Raw genomic sequence first — 18,245 nt, forward strand, 5'->3', positions numbered from 1 at the left:
CCGCGCGGCGGCGCGGCGCCGCCATCGCCGGGGTGGCCGCGGTCGTCCTCGCGGCGCTGAGCATGTTCGCGATCGCGGCGCTGCTCAGGCCGGAGAGCACCGAGCGGGCGACGGCGGCACCGGGAGACACCTCCGCCACCTCGGCGACGGCGAGTTCGCCGGCGGTGAGCGCGACGTCGCTCCCGCCCGCCCGGGCCGTGGCCGCGAGCGCGACCTCCTCCCCGTCGAGCAGTCGGTCACCGCAGCCTCGTCCGGAAACGACCACGAAGCCACCGGCGGAGGCGGCGACGGCCCTTCTCGCCGCGCGCTACGCCACGGTGAGCAGCCGACTCTTCGGCTACCAGGGCGAGATCACGATCAACAACACCGGCCGGGCCGGGGCGCCGGGCTGGGTGGTCACGGTGACGCTGCCGCCCGGCTCGTCCACCGTCTCCGGCGCTTCGGGGGCGAGCCATGAGCAGAAGGGGCGGACGGTGACGTTCAGCGGCGGGCCGATCGCCGCCGGCGGCTCCGCGCGCTTCCGGTTCGACGTCGGGGGCGCCCCGGCCGGCGAGAAGCAGCCGGCGGCCTGCGCGGTCGGCCAGCAGCCCTGCGCCGGGCTGTGACCGCTCGGCGGTGACCGTTCAACGCGGCCACACGTAGGGCACGTCGGGCACGTCGCCGAAGACCGGCCGGTAGAAGTCGGGGTTCTTGCGCACCAGGGACGAGCGGTGGGCGAGGTGGAAGTCCTCCCGCCCGAGCCACGGCGGGAGCCCGACCACCCTCGCCAGCTCCTCCTGGGTGCGCACCGTCCGGTGCCCGCTGTGCCGCTCGAAGTCCACGAGAAGACTCTCCGCGACCGTGTCGCCCCGTCCCGCCGCGGTCCATTCCCGGCACATCTCCAGGCCGTACCGGACCAGCGCCTCCTCGTAGCCGGCCCACATCTTGACCGCCGGGTGGTGCCGCCAGCCGTACGTCGGCACGGTCAGCCCGCGCAGCACCTGCAGCGTCTCGACCCGCTGCTTGCCCAGCCGGAGGCGGTCCAGGACCGCGGCGCTGGCGGCGAAGTCCGGGTACGGCAGGAAGGTCTGCACATCGTCGGGTACCCGCCGCTCCCCCGGCGTACACCCGGCCGGTGAACCCTGGACATATCGCCGCACGCGGTCAAGGATGCGATGCATGGGCATGGATGAGATCGAAGGCGAGCGTCGCTCCGGATCCAGCCGCCGGACGTTCCTCTCGGCGTCGGCCGCGGCCGCCGCCGCGGTGCCGTTGATCGGTGTCGTCACACCGGCCGCCGCGCACGCCGCGCCGGGCGGGCCGGGGCGCCCCGCCACCTCCCAGCGCCCCGACCGGAGCCTACGGGAGTTGCTCGGCGAGATCGACCAGCGCCGGATCGAGGCGACGGTGCGCCGGCTCGCCGCGTTCGGCACCCGGCACACCCTCTCCAGCCAGGACGACCCGGTGCGCGGCATCGGCGCCGCCCGGGACTGGATCTACCAGCAGCTCAGCGCGTACGCCGCCGCCTCGGGGGGACGGATGACGGTGGAGTTGCAGTCCTACGTGCAGGCGCCGGCGTCGCGCATCCCGGTGCCGACCAGGATCACCAATATCGTCGCGACGCTGCGCGGCGAGTCCTCGCCGGAGCGCGTCCATGTGGTCTCCGGCCACTACGACTCCCGGGCGACGGATGTCATGGACGCCACCTCGGACGCGCCGGGCGCCGACGACGACGCGTCGGGGGTCGCCGCGGTGATGGAGATGGCCCGGGTGATGGCGACCCGCCGCACCGAGGCGACCATCGTGTTCGCCGCGGTCGCGGGAGAGGAGCAGGGGCTCTACGGCGCGGCGTACATGGCGCAGCAGTTCAAGGCGGCCGGGACCGACGTGCAGGCGATGTTCACCAACGACATCATCGGCAGCAGCCGGGCCGACGACGGCACGCGTGACCCGCGGTCCGTGCGGCTCTTCGCGGAGGGGGTGCCGACGGCGGAGACGCCGGGCCAGGCGTCGACGCGGCAGTCGGTGGGCGGTGAGAACGATTCCCCGTCGCGGCAACTGGCCCGCTTCGTGCGCGATGTGGCGCAGAACGACGCCACCGGGATGACCGTGCGGGTCATCTACCGTCGGGACCGCTATCTGCGCGGCGGCGACCACATTCCGTTTCTGCAGCAGGGTTATCCGGCCGCGCGGTTCACCGAGCCCAACGAGGACTACGCGCACCAGCACCAGAACGTCCGGGTGGAGAACGGCCAGCAGTTCGGGGACCTTCCGGAGTTCTGCGACTTCGGCTACATCGGCCGGGTCGCGCGGGTCAATGCCGCGACGCTGTGGTCGCTCGCGCAGGCGCCGGGCACCCCGCGGAGCGTCCGCGTCCTCACCTCGGCGCTGACCAACGACACGACGCTGCGGTGGGAGCGGGGCAGCGAGGCGGATCTCGCCGGCTACGAGGTGGTCTGGCGGGAGACCACGGCGCCGGAGTGGACGCATGTCATCGCGGTGGGTGACGTGACGGAAGCGACCGTGGATCTCTCGAAGGACAACGCGTTCTTCGGCGTACGGGCGGTCGACCGCGACGGGCACCGCAGCCCGGTCGCGTTCCCCCAGCCCGCCAGCAGTTAGCCGGCGGAAATGGCGACGACGGGTCAGGTCACGGAGCGTTACCGTTACGCAACCGTGATCTGATTTTGTCGTTTCGCCGTATTGCCCCCGTTGGCATCACCAGCGTTAATTTGTTCAGTCAGCTGACAAATGTGTCATCGGCCTCGGCGGGCCGGCGACGAGCATCAGCCCCGATCGGTCTTCGGCGAGCCGGATCCGGGGGAACCCCCCTGTCCTCATCGGACGAAGGAGATCCTTCGTGTCACATCGCCGACGTCGCCGCCTTCGCGACACCCTCACCCATGCCCTGCTGAGTATCACGGTCGCCCTCACCGCGACGGCGACCGCTCTCGTCACCGGCCCGTCCGCCGCGCAGGCCGATCCCGCCCGCGCCGCCGCCGACCCCGCCTATTCGGTCCTGGTCTTCTCCAAGACCGCCGGATTCCGCCACGAGTCCATTCCGACCGGCATCGCCGCGATCGAGAAGCTGGGCACGGAGAACGGCTTCGCCGTCGACGCGACGGAGGACGCGACGGCCTTCACCGACGCCAATCTCGCCCGGTACAAGGCCGTCATCTGGCTCTCCACGACCGGCGACGTGCTCGACGCCGATCAGCAGGCCGCCTTCGAGCGGTACGTGCGGGCCGGCGGCGGCTACGCCGGCATCCACGCCGCCTCCGACACCGAATACAACTGGGGCTGGTACGGCAACCTGGTCGGGGCGTACTTCGCCTCGCACCCCGCGAACCAGACGGCCAGCATCAAGGTCGAGGATCCCGCGCACCCGTCCACCTCGGCGCTGCCGTCGACGTGGTCGCGTTTCGACGAGTGGTACAACTTCCAGACCAATCCGCGCGGCAAGGTGCACGTGCTGGCGAGCCTGGACGAGCGGAGCTACGCGCCGGGCGCCGGCGCGATGGGCGCCGACCACCCGTTCGCCTGGTGCCACGACTACGACGGCGGCCGATCCTGGTACACCGCCGGCGGTCACACCAACGAGTCGTACGCGGAGCCGCGCTTCCTGTCCCACCTGCTCGGCGGCATCCAGACCGCGGCGGGCGCGGTCAACGCCGACTGCAACGCGTCGCTGACCAGCGGGTTCGAGAAGATCACCCTGGACAGCAACACCAACAACCCGATGGAGCTGGACATCGCCGGAGACGGGCGGGTGTTCTACGCCGAGCGCGACGGCCGGGTCCAGGTCATCAAGCCGGACACCGGCAACACCGTCACCGCGGTGAAGCTCAACGTGTTCACCGGCAACGAGGACGGGTTGATCGGCCTGCGGCTGGACCCGGGCTTCGCCACCAACAAGTGGATCTACCTGTACTACGCGCCCGCCGGTGGCGGCCCGCGCAACGTGCTCTCCCGCTTCACCGTCGCGGGCGATTCGATCGACGTGGCGACCGAGAAGGTCGTGCTGCAGGTCGACACCCAGCGCAACACCTGCTGCCACGCGGGCGGCAGCATGGCGTTCGACAGCGCCGGCAACCTCTACCTCGCCACCGGTGACAACACCAACCCGTTCGAGTCCAACGCCTACACCCCCATCGACGAGCGGCCGGGGCGGCAGGACTACGACGCGCAGCGCTCGTCCGGCAACACCAACGACCTGCGGGGCAAGGTGCTGCGGGTGCATCCGGAGGTGGACGGCGGCTACACCGTGCCGGGCGGCAACCTCTTCGCCCCCGGCACCGCGAAGACCCGCCCCGAGATCTACGCGATGGGCTTCCGCAACCCGTTCCGGATCGGCGTCGACCAGCAGACCAACACCGTCTACGTCGCCGACTACGGCCCGGACGCCGCCACGGCCAACCCCGGCCGCGGTCCGGAGGGTCTGGTCGAGTGGAACGCCATCCGAGCGCCCGGCAACTACGGCTGGCCCTACTGCACCGGAGCCAACAGCGCCTACAACGACTACCCGTTCCCGTCCGGGCCGAGCGGCGCGAAGTTCGACTGCGCCGCGCCGGTCAACGACTCCCCCAACAACACCGGCCTGACCAACCTGCCGCCGGCCGTCCCGGCGACCGTCTGGTACGGCTACGCGCCGAACCCGCTCTACCCGGAGATCGGCGGCGGTGGCGCCCCGATGGGCGGCCCGGTCTACCGCTTCGACCCCGCCCTCGCGTCGGAGCGCAAGTGGCCGGCGTACTACGACGGCAAGGCGCTCTTCGGCGAGTGGAACCAGTCGAAGATGTACACGATGCAGGTCGGCACGGACGGCACGTCGCTGGTCGACATCAACAACCTGCTGACCGGGATGACCTTCCTCCGTCCGATGGACTTCGAGTTCGGCCCCGACGGCGCGATGTACATGATCGAGTGGGGTACCGGCTTCGGCGGCAACAACGACAACTCGGGGATCTACCGGATCGACTACGTCGCCGGTGACCGGGCCCCCATCGCGGTCGCCAAGGGCGAGCCGACATCGGGCAAGGCGCCGCTGACCGTCCAGTTCTCCAGCGCGGGTTCCCGTGACCCGGACGGTCAGACCATCAGCTACGCGTGGGCGTTCGGCGACGGTGGCACCTCGACCGAGGCCAACCCGAGCCACGTCTACACCACGGCCGGCAGCTACACCGCCCAGCTCACCGTGACCGACTCGGAAGGGCGCAGCGCGGTCGCGAACGTGCCGATCACGGTCGGCAACACGGCCCCGACGGTGACCATCGAGTTCCCGCCCGACGGCGGCTTCTTCGAGTGGGGTGACCAGGTCACATACACGGTCAAGGTGACCGACCCGGAGGACACCACGATCGACTGCGGCAAGGTCGAGCTGCAGGTGCTGCTCGGCCACGACGAGCACGCGCACCCGCTGGAGTCGCACACCGGCTGCTCGGGCACGGTGCAGACCTCACTCGCCTCCGGACACGGCGCCGAGGCCAACGTGTTCGCGGTCTTCGAGGCCACGTACACCGACCGCGGCGGGGTCGGCGGGGCCAAGCCGCTGACCGGCCGGGCGATCGAGCAGCTCCAGCCGAAGCGCAAGCAGGCCGAGTACTTCGCGGCCACCGGCCGGGTGCCGGGAAGCACCAGCACCGGTGACCCCGGCGTGCAGAAGGAGACCACCGGCGACACCGCCGGCGGCTTCCAGAACATCGGCTTCATCGAGGACGGCGACTGGTGGTCGATCAATCCGGCGAACCTGACCGGCATCGACTCGCTGCGCTTCCGTACCGCCTCCGCCACGACGGGTGGCCTCATCGAGGTACGCACCGGCGCGGTGGACGGACCGCTGGTCACCACCGCCACGGTGCCGGCCACCGGCGCCTGGCAGACCTACACGGACGTGACCGCCGCGGTGAGCGCGCCCGGCGCCACCAGCGGGCCGCTCTTCTTCGTGGCCCGCAAGCCGGTCGGCAGCACCAACAACGGCTCGGTGTTCAACGTCAACTGGGTGGACTTCCTCGGCCGGGGCGTCACCGAGAACGCGCCACCGACGGTCACCGCGACCGCCACCCCGACCACCGGGACCGCGCCGTTGCCGGTCAGCTTCACCGGCACCGCCACCGACGCCGAGAACGACTCCCCGCTGACCTACGCGTGGGACTTCGGTGACGGCGGCAGGGCCACGACGCGCACCGCCACCCACACGTACACGACGCCGGGCACCTTCATCGCGACCCTCACGGTGACCGACGCCCGCGGCGCGACCGCGTACGCCACCGTGACCGTGAAGGTCGACGCCCCGAACACCTCCTGTTTCGGCGTCCGCTCGGACGACTTCACCGGCACGACGCTGGACAAGGCGCGGTGGTCGACGGTGGTCCGGGAGAACCAGCTCTACTCCGTGTCCAACGGCACCCTGCTCCTGCCGACCTCGGTCGGTGACCTCTACGGCGCCCGCAACGACGCCACCAACGTGGTGCTCCAGCCCGCGCCGAACGGGGCCTGGGCGGCGACGACGAAGCTGTCGCTCGCGGCGGCGGCCGACTACCAGCAGGCCGGTCTGATCGTCTACGGCGACGACGGCAACTACGCCAAGCTGGACCTGCTCCACGCGGGCACCCGCCGGATCGAGTTCATCCGGGAGACCACCGGCGCTCCGCGCAACGAGGGCGCCGACAGCGCGGCCGCGCCCACCGGCGACACCGTCTACCTGCGGGTGACCAGTGACGGGACGAACCTGACGGCGGCGTTCTCGGCCGACGGGGAGAGCTTCACCCCGGTGGGGCGTGCGGCCGCGCTGGCCGGCATCACCAACCCGAAGGTGGGGCTCTTCGCGCTCAACGGCGGCACCACGGCCCCGGTCGTGAACGCGGCGTTCGACTGGTTCCAGATCTCGCCGGACGCGCCGGCCGGGCCGGTGAACCCGTCGGACGAGTTCGCCGGCGGCACCCTCGACAAGTGTCGCTGGAACGGGATCGTCCGGGAGGACGTGACCGGCTACCGGGTCAACGGCGGGGCGTTGCACATCGACGTGCCCGGCGGTGACATCTACGGCACCGGCAACAGCGGGCCGAAGAACTTCATCCTGCAGACCGCCCCGACCGGCGACTGGATGCTGGAGACGAAGGTCGACGGCAGCCTGCTCAACGAGCAGTACCAGCAGGCCGGGCTGATCGTGTACGGCGATGACGACAACTATCTGAAGTTGGACTTCATCGCCGACAACCAGGCCGGTCAGCCGCTGTCGCGGCGGATCGAGTTCCGCAGCGAGGTGGGCGGTGCGGTGCAGAACCCGCAGCCCCAGGCGCAGAACCTCACCAGCGCGGCGTGGCATCTGCGGCTGGCGCGCAAGGGCAGCGTCTACACCGCGTCGTACTCGGCCAACGGCACCGACTGGACGACGTTCGAGGCGCTGACCAGCACGGCCGTCGGCGCCACGCCGAAGGTCGGTCTGTTCACCCTCGGCGCCAACCAGACCGCGTCCAAGACCGCGTCGTTCGACTACTTCCGGCTCACCGCGGCGCCCAGCGACGCGACCGCGCCGGTGACGACGGCGAAGGTCGACGGCACGGGCACCGGCGGGTGGCACACCGGGCCGGCGACGGTCACGCTGACCGCCGCCGACAACACCGGTGGCAGCGGCGTGGCGGGCACGGAATACCAGCTCGACGACGCCACCGACTGGAGCGCCTACACGGAGCCGATCGTGGTCTCCGGTGACGGCGCCCACCGGGTGCGGTTCCGCTCCACGGACAAGGCCGGCAACGTCGAGGCCACGAAGACCGTCGACGTCAGGATCGACGCGACCGCGCCGGTGACCACCGCGACGTTCGCTCCGGCGAACGACAACGGCTGGCACGCCGGCAAGATCCCGGTCACGTTGGCCGCGACGGACGCCGGTTCCGGCGTCGCGAAGCTGGAGTGGTCGCTCGACGGCGGCGCGTGGAAGCCGTACACCGAGCCGATCGACGTCAGCGGCGACGGGCAGCACGAGCTGCTCTACCGCGCCACGGACGCGGTGGGCAACGCGGAGACGCTGAAGTCGGCCGTACTGAAGATCGACGGCACGAAGCCGACGATCATCATGTCCGGGTTGGCGGACGGGCAGCTCTACGGCGACAGCCAGGACGTGCGGGTGGTCTTCGAGGCGGTCGATCCCACCTCGGGCATCAAGGCGACCGTCGGCAAGCTCGACGGCAAGGCCTACCGCAGCAACACGCTCCAGGCCATGTACGAGCTGACGCTCGGTCTGCACGAGCTGACCGTGACCGCCACGGACTCCGCCGGCAACGAGTCGGTCTCGACCGTGCGGTTCTTCGTCACCACCTCGTTCCGGGACATGCAGAACCTGCTGGACCGGTTCACGGCGACGGGTCGGCTCTCGGCCAAGGCGCACCGGCAGTTGTCGAACAAGCTGGCCGCGGTCCGCGAGTCGGAGGCGGCCGGCAACGACAAGCGGGCGATCCAGCAGCTCAACGCGTTCCGCGCGCTCGCGTCCGACGCCGCTCTGGTTCCCGACGCCGACGTGCGCGCGGTGCTGATCCGCGACACCGACGCGATGATCGTGCGGTTGGGCGGATCGGCCGCCAAGTCCGGGACGCAGGCCAACGGCGGCAAGTCGTTGACCGGCACCGGCCGCCTCGACCAGGACGCCACCCGCGTCCCCAGGGGCGGGAAGCTGTAGCGGCACCACGGCGGGGCGGTCGGCACACGCGCCGACCGCCCCGCACCCCCTCATGATCACGACGTTCCCGGGCCCGCGGCGATGATGTGTCCGTTCCGGACAGCCGAAACTCCACCATCGTCGTGATCGCCGCCGAGAGTCAGGAGTTGGCTGTGAGCAACCGGACGAAACCAGCGCGGGGCGGGCGCGGATCAGCGGCACCGACCACCCCCGCCCTGCGCCGCCTCGCCCCGATCGTGCTGGCGCTCCTGATCGGAGGGCTCACCGGCGGACTCCTCGGCGCCGCCCTGACGGACGACTCCTCACCCACCGCCGACCGGGTGGCCGAGCTGCGGGCCGCGGAGGCGCGCCGCGACGCACAACAGATCGTGGAGCTGACCGGGCAGGCCCGGCGTACCCGGGAGGATCTTCTGCCGGTGCTCGACGGGCTCGCGGCCGCGGCGCCAGCGGGCGCCACGACGGCCGGTCCGGCCGCCGACCCGGCGGCCGTGCGCGGCTGGCAGACCACGACGAGCCGGGCGGTCGCGGACTTCGCCGACCCGCCGTCGGGCGGCACCGCGGTCAACATCGCCCGTTCCGGCCTCTCCGCGGCACTGCGGGAACTCGACCTCGCGGTCGGCACGTACGCGGCGGCGCTCGCCGTGCCCGACGCGAACCGCCCCGTGCTGCAGGCGTTGGCGGGTCGGCAGCGCGACGCCGCCGTGGCCACCTGGTCGGTGGCCGCCACCCAACTCGACGTGCTCAACGTCGACGCCGGACACGGCCACGCCCACGTCTTTCTGCCCGCGGTGCCCGGACAGGGCGCCCTCACCGCCGACGGCTCCCACGAAGGGGAATGAGATGAGACTGCTCCGGATGATGCTGACCGCGCTGGCGCTGGCGCTGCTGCCGCTGCTCCTGCTGCCGGCGCACCCGGCGGCCGCGCACGGCGGCAAGGTCAACCTTGAGGTCGCCGGTGACGGCGCGACCGGCGTGACCGTGCGCGCCACGTACAAGCAGGACGGACACCCGGTCGAGGACACGGTGCTGCGGCTGGTGCTCACCGCGACCGCGGACGGCGGTCGAGCGGTCGGCCCGATCCAGCTCAACCCCGCCGCGGAGGGGCACGGCTTCTACACCAGCGGCGCGGTGCTGACGCCGGGACGCTGGCAGGTCACCGTCACCGCACCCGAGCCGAACGCGGCCCGCACGGCTGTCACGGTCGAGGCGCGCGCGGCGCAGTCCGCCCCGCCGCCCGTACCCGTCCAGGCCACGACCGGCGCGGCGGGCGCCGGCTGGCTCTGGTGGGTCGCGGGTGCGGCCGTTGTGGTGGCGCTCGCCGGCACCGGCGTGCTGATCGCCCGCCGCCGCTGACCGCCGCCGGTCGTTTCGGCCATCCCGCCCCGGGTACGCCACACGACAGGCGTCGTCCGCACCCCCGCACACGGGGGCGGCGGGGACCGGCGAACACGACATCAAGGAGGCTGAGACGATGGCTGACCTGCTGTACGTTCGCAGCACGGCGTTCAACGACCACGACCTGATGCCGGATCGGATGTCCCGCAGCGGGGGGAACGTCTCGCCGCCGCTCGAGTGGTCCGGCGTTCCCGACGCGGCGACCGAGCTGGTGCTGCTCGTCGAGGATCCCGACGCCGGGCGCACGCCGTCCCTGCACTGGCTCGTCACCGGCATCGACCCGGCCACCGACGGAATGGCGGAGGGCGAGGTGCCGGCGGGCGGGCGGGAATGGACCAACAGCTACGGCGCCACCGGCTGGGGCGGCCCGCAGCCCCCGCTCGGCGACGATCCGCACCGCTACTTCTTCCGGCTCTACGCCCTGAAAAAACCATTGAGTCTGCCCGAGACGCCGCAGGCGACCGATGTCCACCGGGCGGTGCAGAGCCGGGAACTGGCCAGCGGGAACATGGTTGCCACCTTCGGTCGGTGACGTGACATAGCGACCGCATAACGATATGTATCTGAAGGGCGTGACAAGCCGCACGAGCGCTAAACGGGGCCCGCGCGCCGCCGATATGGCCCACCATGAGGTCCTCATCGTTGCGGAACGGTTTCCAGATGCGCCACAAGCTGATGGCGCTCGGCATGGGCGGCGTGATCGCCACCGCCGCGGTCCTGGTCGGCGTGGGCGCCTGGCAGAGCGACCGGTTCGTCACGGAGTCGCAACGAAGCGTCAACGAGCTCATCGAGGCGGACCTCGACCACCTCACCACCGGCGTCTCCCAGCTCGTGACCGCCGTCGGTGATGGCGTGCAGGACCGGGTCAACGCCGACATGTCGGTCGCCCAGACGGTGCTCGCGCAACGCGGTGGCCTGACCCTGTCGAACGGGACCGCGCAGTGGAGCGCGATCAACCAGCTGACCCAGCAGGCCCGTCCCGTACGGCTGCCGCGCGCCACGGTCGGCGGCCAGTGGCTCGGACAGAACCGGGACGTCAGGGCGACCACGCCCCTCGTCGACGACATCCAGCGCCTCGTCGGCGGCACGGTCACGGTCTTCCAACGGATGAACGAGGCCGGCGACCTGCTCCGGGTGGCCACCAATGTGCGGTCGAAGACCGGCGCCCGGGCGATCGGCACCTACATCCCGGCGGTCACCGCCGAGGGCGCCCCGAACGGGGTGGCGAAGGCGATCAAGGACGGCAAGCCGTACCGGGGCGTCGCGCTGGTCGTCGACACCTGGTACGTCACCGCGTACGACCCGATCAAGGACAGCTCGGGGCGGGTGATCGGGGCGCTCTACGTCGGCGTGCCCCAGGCGGAGGCGATCGAGGCGCTCACCACGTCGATCGCCAGCACCAAGGTCGGTCAGCAGGGCTGGGTGTCGGTCTTCAGCACCGGCAGCACCGACCGGGGCCGGGTCGTCGCCGCGAGCGTGCCGGAGCTGATGGGCAAGACCGTACTGGACGCGACCGACGCGGCCGGCGTGAAATATGTGGAGGAGATCGTCAGCAAGGCGGCCACCCTCTCCGTCGGCGAGACCTGGCGCGGCACGTACCAGCTCGCCGGCGCCCACGGGGCCAGCCCGACCGCCACCCGCACCGCGGTCACCTACTACGCGCCTTACCAGTTGGCCATCGCCGTCGGTGGCTACCTGCCCGACTACGAACGCGCCGCCAACCAGCTCGACGAGGGCCGGCGCTCGATGCTGCTGGCGTTCGCCGTCGCCGGCCTGCTGCTGGCCGTGGCCGGGGCCGTCGTCGCGGGCATCCAGGCCGCACGGATCTCCCGGCGCATGGCCACCGTCACCGACGCGCTCGACGCCCTCGCCGAGCGCGACCTGACCGTCCGGGTCGACGTGCGCGGCAGCGACGAGATCGCCCGGATGGGGCACTCGCTGAACACCGCGGTGACCGGGCTGCGGGAGCTGATGGCGGAGGTAACCGGCGCCTCACAGGACGTCACCCGCGCCGCCGACCGGGTCTCCGGCGTCGGCGGCGAACTCGCGAGCGCCGCCCGGACCGCCGCGCAGCGCGCCGGCGCCGCCGCCCTGACCGCCGAATCCGTCGCCCGCGCAGTGCAGACGGTGGCGTCCGGCGCGGAGGAGATGGGGGCGTCGATCGGCGAGATCTCCGGCAACGCGCAGGAGGCGGCGCAGGTCGGTCGGGACGGCGTCGGGCTGACGCGGCAGGCCGCGTCGGTGATCGAGGAGCTCCGGGTCTCCAGCACGAAGATCGGTGACGTGGTCAAGCTGATCGCGAGCATCGCGGAGCAGACGAACCTGCTGGCGCTCAACGCGACCATCGAGGCGGCCCGGGCCGGCGCCGCGGGCAAGGGCTTCGCCGTGGTGGCCGGCGAGGTCAAGGAACTCGCCCAGGAGACCGCCAGGGCCACCGGCGACGTCACCGCGCGCGTAGCGGCGATCGAGAGCGACACCGCCCGCGCGGTCGAGGCGATCGACGCGATCAGCACGACGATCGCCCGGGTCAACGACTACCAGAACGCGATCGCCGCGGCCGTCGAGGAGCAGGCAGCGACCACCAACGAGATGTCCCGCAACATCAACGAGGTCGCCGGCGGTGGCGAGCAGATCGCGGAGAGCGTCAGCGTGGTGAGCTCGACCGTCGAGACCACCCGCAGCGCGGTGGAGGTCTCCCAGGACGCGGCCACCGAACTCAACACCACGGCCCGCCACCTCACGGCCCTGGTAAACCGCTTCACCCTGTAGTCGCTCCCTGCCCGCCGGGTTCCGCGCCCGTCGGGTTCCGCGCCCGTCGGGTTCCGCGCCCGTCGGGTTCCGCGCCCGTCGATCAAGGGCATATGCACACGGTTTGATCTCCGATCACGTGCATATGCCCTTGATCGACGGGTTTTTCCTTGATCGACGCAGACGCATGTCGCTCTTGACCGTCCAACCGCAGTGTTCGTGACGTCCGTCGCCATCGGGGTCATCCGTCCGCTGTCGAAGGGACCGTCATGGCACGACGACATCGACTGTCGATCGCCCTCGCCGCGGTGGTGCTCACCAGCACCACCCCGGTCATGTCCGCCGCACCCGGCGCGACGGCGATCCCGCCGCGCCCACCGGACGAATACCCGCCGGTCGCGGACCGTCCGCGCCGGCCGAATTCCGGTACCAGGCGGGCATCAACTCCGCCGCCGCGGGTAAGCGTCGCTGACGGCCACGGGCGCGACGGAGGAGGTCCGCAATGCCGCAGCAGCTTCGACTCACGGCGGTGGAGGAACTGGTGTACGTGGCGGCGACCGGGCTGGAGGCGCGCGGCGAGATCCCCTATCTGGCGGCGATCGCGCGCGAGACCGGGCTGCCGCAGGAGCAGCTCGGTCAGCCGCTGCACGAGCTCACCGAGAAGAACCTGTTGCACCGCGAGGAGACCCCCGTGGAGGGCACGGATCTCGGCCCACGGTGGTGCACGCAGCAGCGGACGTGACGCGGGGCCGGGTCAGGCGGCGACGGCGTGGTCGTCGCCGCGGTTCGCCACGAGCCGGCGCAGCACGTCGAGGGCGTGCTCCGCCTCGTCGCGGGCGACCGGGGCGGTGCGCTCGCCGACGTACGCGGCCAGCGCTTCGCGGATCACGTCGGAGCGCCGTACGCCCTGCAGGTCGGCGAGGCTGTCGAGCTGCTCGACGAGGACGACGGGGAGCCGGATGCTGGCGAGCATCATCGGCACGTCCGGGGCGGGGCGGGGCGCCGGCTCGGTGGCCGGGCTCATCGAGGCCACCGCGGGCCCGAGGTTGTCGGTCGTGTTGAACCAGGCGATGACCTCGTCCTTGGTCATCGCGTCGAAGTTCGGCGTGGTCACAGCACCTGCCTCCTCCACTCGTCGAGTTCCGGGCCGGCCAGCGCGCGGACACCCATGATCTTGTACGTGACGGTTCCGGCGATCCGGTCGCAGAGCACGGCGATGACCCGCGCGGTGTCGGCCATACCGAACACGATCAGCAGCAGGTCGCCGATGCGCCGCTCGAACCGCAGCCCCGGCGGCGCGGAGAGCGCCTGCGCGACCTCGTCGAGCGCCACCTTGCGTCGCCGCGCCTCGGCGAGCCCGCCCTCCGTCCAGACGTAGTCACGCTCGGCCACGGGAACAACGTAGCACATCGTATTACGAAGCTGGGTCGGTTCGTGCCCGTCCGCGTACGGCCGCCGGCACGGGGTACCTGTCGGTGAGCGGGAGGAGGAGCAGATGAGTCAGGAGCAGGAGCCACCGGGACGGGGGCTGTTCCGGGTCGAGTCCAGCCCCAAGCGGGTGCGCGCCTTCCTCGGCGGGGACGTGGTCGCCGACAGCACGCGGCCGCTGCTGGTCTGGGAGGTCCCCTACTACCCGACCTACTACTTCCCGGCGGAGGACGTCCGCGCCCGGCTGACCGCGACGGGGGCGACGGAGCAGTCGCACGAGCGCGGTGTCGCCGAGGTGCTCGACGTGGCCACCCAGCACGGTGCGGCGGCCGGCGCCGGCCGCCGCTTCCGCACCTCGCCGATCGAGGAGCTGCGCTCGGCGGTACGGCTGGAGTGGGGAGCGATGGACGAGTGGATGGAGGAGGACGAGCCGGTCTACACCCACCCCCACAACCCGTACAGCCGGATCGACATCCTGGCGAGCAGCCGGCACATCCGGGTCGAGCTGGAGGGCGTCACGCTGGCGGACTCCCGTACGCCGCGGATCCTGTTCGAGACGGGGCTGCCGCCGCGGTTCTACCTGCCGTTGCCGCACGTCCGGATGGACCTGCTGCGTCCCTCGCGACGACAGTCGCACTGCGCCTACAAGGGCACGGCCGCCTACTGGTCCGTCGATGTGTACGACCGGAGCTACGACGACCTGGCGTGGATCTACCGCACGCCGTTGCCGGAGTGCCAGAAGATCGCCGGCCTGGTCTGCTTCTACAACGAACGGGTCGACATCCTGGTCGACAGCGAGGTGCAGGAGCGGCCGCAGACCCAGTTCAGCTGAGCGGGCGCCCGCACCGGATCCCCGTACCCGGCGGGGGCCGACAGTGCCGCGCGGCGGGTGACCCCGACCCGCCGCGCCATTCGGGCGGTCAGTAGCGGAAGCGCCCCACCAGCTCGCGCAACTCCCCCGCCATCCGGGCCAGGCCGTCGGCGGAGCGCCGGGCCTCGACCACCCCGACGGTCGTCCCACCCGCCGCGGACGCGACGGCGCTGACCGCTGTGGCGATCTCCGTGCTGCCGCCGACCGCCGCGCCGACGCTGCGGCTCATCTCCCGACTGGTGGCGCTCTGCTGCTCCACGGCGGCCGCGATCGTCGCCTGGTGGTCGTTGATCTCCGTCACGACCTCGAGGATGTGACTGATCGAACGGACCGCGGCCTCGGTGCTGCCCTGGATCCCCTGCACCCGCCCGATGATGTCGTCGGTGGCCCGGGCGGTCTCCTGTGCCAGGTCCTTGACCTCGTTGGCGACGACCGCGAAGCCGCGTCCCGCCTCACCGGCGCGCGCGGCCTCGATGGTCGCGTTGAGCGCGAGCAGGTTGGTCTGCTGCGCGATCGACGTGATCACCTGGACCACCTTGCCGATCTCCGCCGAGGAGACGCCGAGTTCGGCGACGGTCGCGCTGGTCGACTCGACCGCGCTCACCGCCTCGCCGGCCACCCGGGCGGCGGTCGTCGCGCTCCGGGCGATGTCGCCGATCGACTGGTCCAGCTCCTGCGATCCGTCGGCGACCTGCTGCACGTGCTGCGAGACCTGGGCGGCGGCGTCGGACGCCCGCTCGGCCTGCACCGCGGTGTCCTGCGCGCCGGCGGTGAGCCGCCCGCTGGTCGAGGAGAGCTCCTCCGAGGCACGGGAGAGCGCCTCCGCGCTGTCACTGAGCGCCTCCACCGTGGAGCGCAGCTGTCCGGTCATCCCGTCGACGGCACGTCCCAGCTGGCCGGTCTCGTCCCGGCTGGTCAGCCCGGTCGTGGCGGTGAGATCGCCCGCGCCGACGCGGTCGAGCACGGCGACGCTGTGCCGCAGCGGCCGGGTGACCGAGCGGGTCACCCAGATGCTCAGCAGCAGCGAGAGCACGACGGCGAGCAGCGCGCCGCCGATCACCCCCGCAGTCACCAGGCGACTCGCCCCGTCGGCCTGCGCCGTCAGCGCCCTGACCCGCTCCGCCACCGACGCGAGGATCTTCTCGGTGGACTTGAGCAGATCCTCCCAGGCCGTGCCGAGCTCGTTGTTCTGCAGTTCGTACGCCTTGGCCATCGACTGCTCGTCGCCCTTGGCGATGTGCGCGATCATCTGGTCGTCGTACTCGAAGTAGGACTTCCACATCCCGCTCTGCCGGTCCATCTCGGCCCGCTCCGCCGCGTTCATCGCCGACCGGTCGATCGCGGGCAGCAGCTTGAAGACCGCGTCCTTGGAGGCCAGCAGCCCCGACCGGCTGTAGGCGTCGGGCTTCACCGCCGCCGGGCCGCCGTCGACCAAGGCTTCGGCGTAGACGTATCCCTGCCAGCCGCTGATGTCGGCGTCGAGGTAGCGCAGCTCCTGGATCTGGTCGGAGAGCGCGTTGAGCCGGATGAGTTCGCGCTGAAGTGAGCGGTGGTGCTGCATCCCCCAGACGCCGCCGACGGCAACGCCGATCAGCAGGGCACAGACCACGACGAAGGCGGCGCCCAGCCGGGCCCCGACCGACATGTTGCCGAGACGGTTACGCATACCGTTCGCATCGGCGACCGTCGCAAGATCATAAGGATATGAGTGGTTGAGGCCTTGATCATATTGCGTACGTCATACCCCGCACGACCCCGCCCCGCGCGGCGCCCGACGCGCCGTCGATCAAGGGCGTATTCACCTGGAATGATCTCCGATCACGTGAATATGCCCTTGATCGACGCCATATTCCTTGATCGACACGACCGGCCAAAGCCGCTTCGGGCACGACGGCCGCCGTCGATGATTATCGGGCTGTATATACAGCTATACTGCTTGTCATGCAGCTCGACTTCGTTCCCCGCTACCACGCGATCGAGCAGGCGCTGCGCGACCGGATCGGCGAGCTGCAGCCGCACACCCCACTGCCGTCCGAGGCGGAGCTCTGCACGCGCTTCGGCGTCAGCCGGATGACCGCCCGGGCCGCCGTGACCCGGCTCGTCAACGACGGGCTGGTCTACCGCGAGTCGGGGCGGGGCACGTTCGTCGCCCCGCCGCCATCGAGCCGCCGCGCGGACAACCTGCTGGGGTTCAGCGACGAGATGCGGCGCCAGGGCAGGGTGCCGACGTCGCGACTGATCGAGGGACACACCCGCCCGGCCACCCGCGACGAGGAGGAGCAGCTCCACGTCGGGCACTGCGGCACGGTGGTCGAGGTACGACGCGTACGCCTCGCCGACGGCAGACCCGTCGCGCTGGACATGGCGGTCTTCCCCGGCGCGCTCTCGGCACTGCTGGCCGCCGACCTCACCACCGGCTCCCTCCACGAGGCGCTCGTCGCACTCGGCCGGGTGCCGACCCTCGGCCACGCCACCGTCACCGCCCGTCCGGCCACCGCCGAGGACGCGGAACTGTTGGACGTACCGGAGCGGACCGCGCTGCTGGTCGAGCGGCGACTGATTCTGGACCAGCACCACCGCCCGGTGGAGCGCAGCGAGAGCCGCTATGTCGGCGACCGATACGCCCTGGACGTCGCCTTCGACGTCGAGTATCCCGGCCAGCCGACGCGCTGAGGCGTGGGTCAATTCGTCTGCTGCCGGCTCTGGTGTCGCCTCGCGCGACGTCCGAACGGACATTGTCGGTGTCGACGAAACAATTGGTGACTGCGTGTGACCAATTCAAACGAATTTCGAATTCTTTCCATCTTCGCGTAGGTTTGATTTTCCCACGACTAGAGAGTTGAGGACCGCGGTACCTGCCGCAACGCTTGATCGTTGCGGTAAATGACCACGGTCGCACGTGTCTGCCTCCGTAGGCGGTGCCTCCGAAAATCTGCACTGCCATCACCGGGGGTGACACATGACGTTCGTGGAATACCTGCAGAGTCGCCGTGATCTGCTGCTGGCACAGACCCTGGAACACGCCAATATCGTCCTCGTGTCCGTCGCGATCGCGACGGTCATCGGGGTGCTGATCGCTGTCGCCACGTACCGGCACCGGCGGAGCCGGGCGATCGCGGTGGCGATCGCCGCGGCGGTCCTGACGATCCC

General features: G+C 71.2%; 14 protein-coding genes and 1 pseudogene. 11 read left to right on the forward strand and 4 right to left on the reverse strand.

Annotated elements, in window-relative coordinates:
• A partial coding sequence (locus AB0J06_RS25100; protein WP_357431933.1) for a cellulose binding domain-containing protein occupies positions 1–605 on the forward strand: 605 nt, incomplete at its 5' end.
• A gap of 18 nt (positions 606–623) precedes the next feature.
• On the opposite strand, the gene AB0J06_RS25105 is transcribed toward AB0J06_RS25100, so the two are convergent.
• Entirely contained in the window at positions 624–1,073 is a 450-nt protein-coding gene (locus AB0J06_RS25105) for an MSMEG_6728 family protein (RefSeq protein WP_357431959.1), read from the reverse strand.
• An 85-nt stretch (positions 1,074–1,158) separates the two neighbouring features.
• On the opposite strand from AB0J06_RS25105, the gene AB0J06_RS25110 reads away from it, so the two are divergent.
• From AB0J06_RS25110 to AB0J06_RS25140, 7 genes are all read left to right on the forward strand, one after another.
• Positions 1,159–2,601 carry a M20/M25/M40 family metallo-hydrolase gene (locus AB0J06_RS25110; RefSeq protein WP_357431935.1) on the forward strand — a complete coding sequence of 481 codons (1,443 nt, stop codon included), beginning with the start codon at positions 1,159–1,161 and terminating at the stop codon, positions 2,599–2,601.
• 238 nt (positions 2,602–2,839) lie between these two features.
• The gene (locus tag AB0J06_RS25115) at positions 2,840–8,653 is read left to right on the forward strand and encodes a ThuA domain-containing protein (protein WP_357431937.1); all 5,814 of its coding nucleotides are present in this window, start codon (positions 2,840–2,842) and stop codon (positions 8,651–8,653) included.
• A gap of 152 nt (positions 8,654–8,805) precedes the next feature.
• Positions 8,806–9,492, forward strand: a complete 687-nt coding sequence (locus AB0J06_RS25120) for a hypothetical protein (protein ID WP_357431939.1) — start codon at positions 8,806–8,808, stop codon at positions 9,490–9,492.
• A 1-nt stretch (position 9,493) separates the two neighbouring features.
• On the forward strand, positions 9,494–10,006 hold the full coding sequence (locus AB0J06_RS25125; RefSeq protein WP_357431941.1) for a hypothetical protein: 513 nt from the start codon (positions 9,494–9,496) through the stop codon (positions 10,004–10,006).
• A 118-nt stretch (positions 10,007–10,124) separates the two neighbouring features.
• On the forward strand, positions 10,125–10,580 hold the full coding sequence (locus tag AB0J06_RS25130) for a YbhB/YbcL family Raf kinase inhibitor-like protein (RefSeq protein WP_357431943.1): 456 nt from the start codon (positions 10,125–10,127) through the stop codon (positions 10,578–10,580).
• 128 nt (positions 10,581–10,708) lie between these two features.
• On the forward strand, positions 10,709–12,817 hold the full coding sequence (locus tag AB0J06_RS25135; RefSeq protein WP_357431945.1) for a methyl-accepting chemotaxis protein: 2,109 nt from the start codon (positions 10,709–10,711) through the stop codon (positions 12,815–12,817).
• Positions 12,818–13,298: 481 nt separating this feature from the next.
• Positions 13,299–13,538 carry a hypothetical protein gene (locus tag AB0J06_RS25140; protein WP_357431947.1) on the forward strand — a complete coding sequence of 80 codons (240 nt, stop codon included), beginning with the start codon at positions 13,299–13,301 and terminating at the stop codon, positions 13,536–13,538.
• A 12-nt stretch (positions 13,539–13,550) separates the two neighbouring features.
• Here AB0J06_RS25140 and AB0J06_RS25145 read toward each other — a convergent pair whose 3' ends face one another.
• Entirely contained in the window at positions 13,551–13,910 is a 360-nt protein-coding gene (locus AB0J06_RS25145; RefSeq protein WP_357431949.1) for a ribbon-helix-helix protein, CopG family, read from the reverse strand.
• On the reverse strand, positions 13,907–14,188 hold the full coding sequence (locus AB0J06_RS25150) for a hypothetical protein (RefSeq protein WP_357431951.1): 282 nt from the start codon (positions 14,186–14,188) through the stop codon (positions 13,907–13,909). Before AB0J06_RS25150 ends, AB0J06_RS25145 begins: the two co-directional genes overlap by 4 nt.
• Positions 14,189–14,291: 103 nt before the next feature.
• Here AB0J06_RS25150 and AB0J06_RS25155 point away from each other — a divergent pair, with 103 nt between their 5' ends.
• A complete protein-coding gene (locus AB0J06_RS25155) occupies positions 14,292–15,056 on the forward strand; it encodes a DUF427 domain-containing protein (protein WP_357431953.1) in 765 nt (254 codons plus the stop codon).
• Positions 15,057–15,144: 88 nt separating this feature from the next.
• On the opposite strand, the gene AB0J06_RS25160 is transcribed toward AB0J06_RS25155, so the two are convergent.
• On the reverse strand, positions 15,145–16,761 hold the full coding sequence (locus AB0J06_RS25160; RefSeq protein ID WP_357431955.1) for a methyl-accepting chemotaxis protein: 1,617 nt from the start codon (positions 16,759–16,761) through the stop codon (positions 15,145–15,147).
• A 275-nt stretch (positions 16,762–17,036) separates the two neighbouring features.
• On the opposite strand from AB0J06_RS25160, the gene AB0J06_RS25165 reads away from it, so the two are divergent.
• Positions 17,037–17,768, forward strand: coding sequence for a GntR family transcriptional regulator (locus AB0J06_RS25165; protein ID WP_357431957.1), 732 nt, complete (start codon positions 17,037–17,039; stop codon positions 17,766–17,768).
• Positions 17,769–18,054: 286 nt separating this feature from the next.
• Positions 18,055–18,245 (forward strand): annotated as a pseudogene (locus AB0J06_RS25170) (ABC transporter permease); the annotation flags it as partial.

The sequence above is a fragment of the Micromonospora sp. NPDC049679 genome, from assembly GCF_040659735.1.
In the GTDB taxonomy this organism is placed as follows: domain Bacteria; phylum Actinomycetota; class Actinomycetes; order Mycobacteriales; family Micromonosporaceae; genus Micromonospora_I.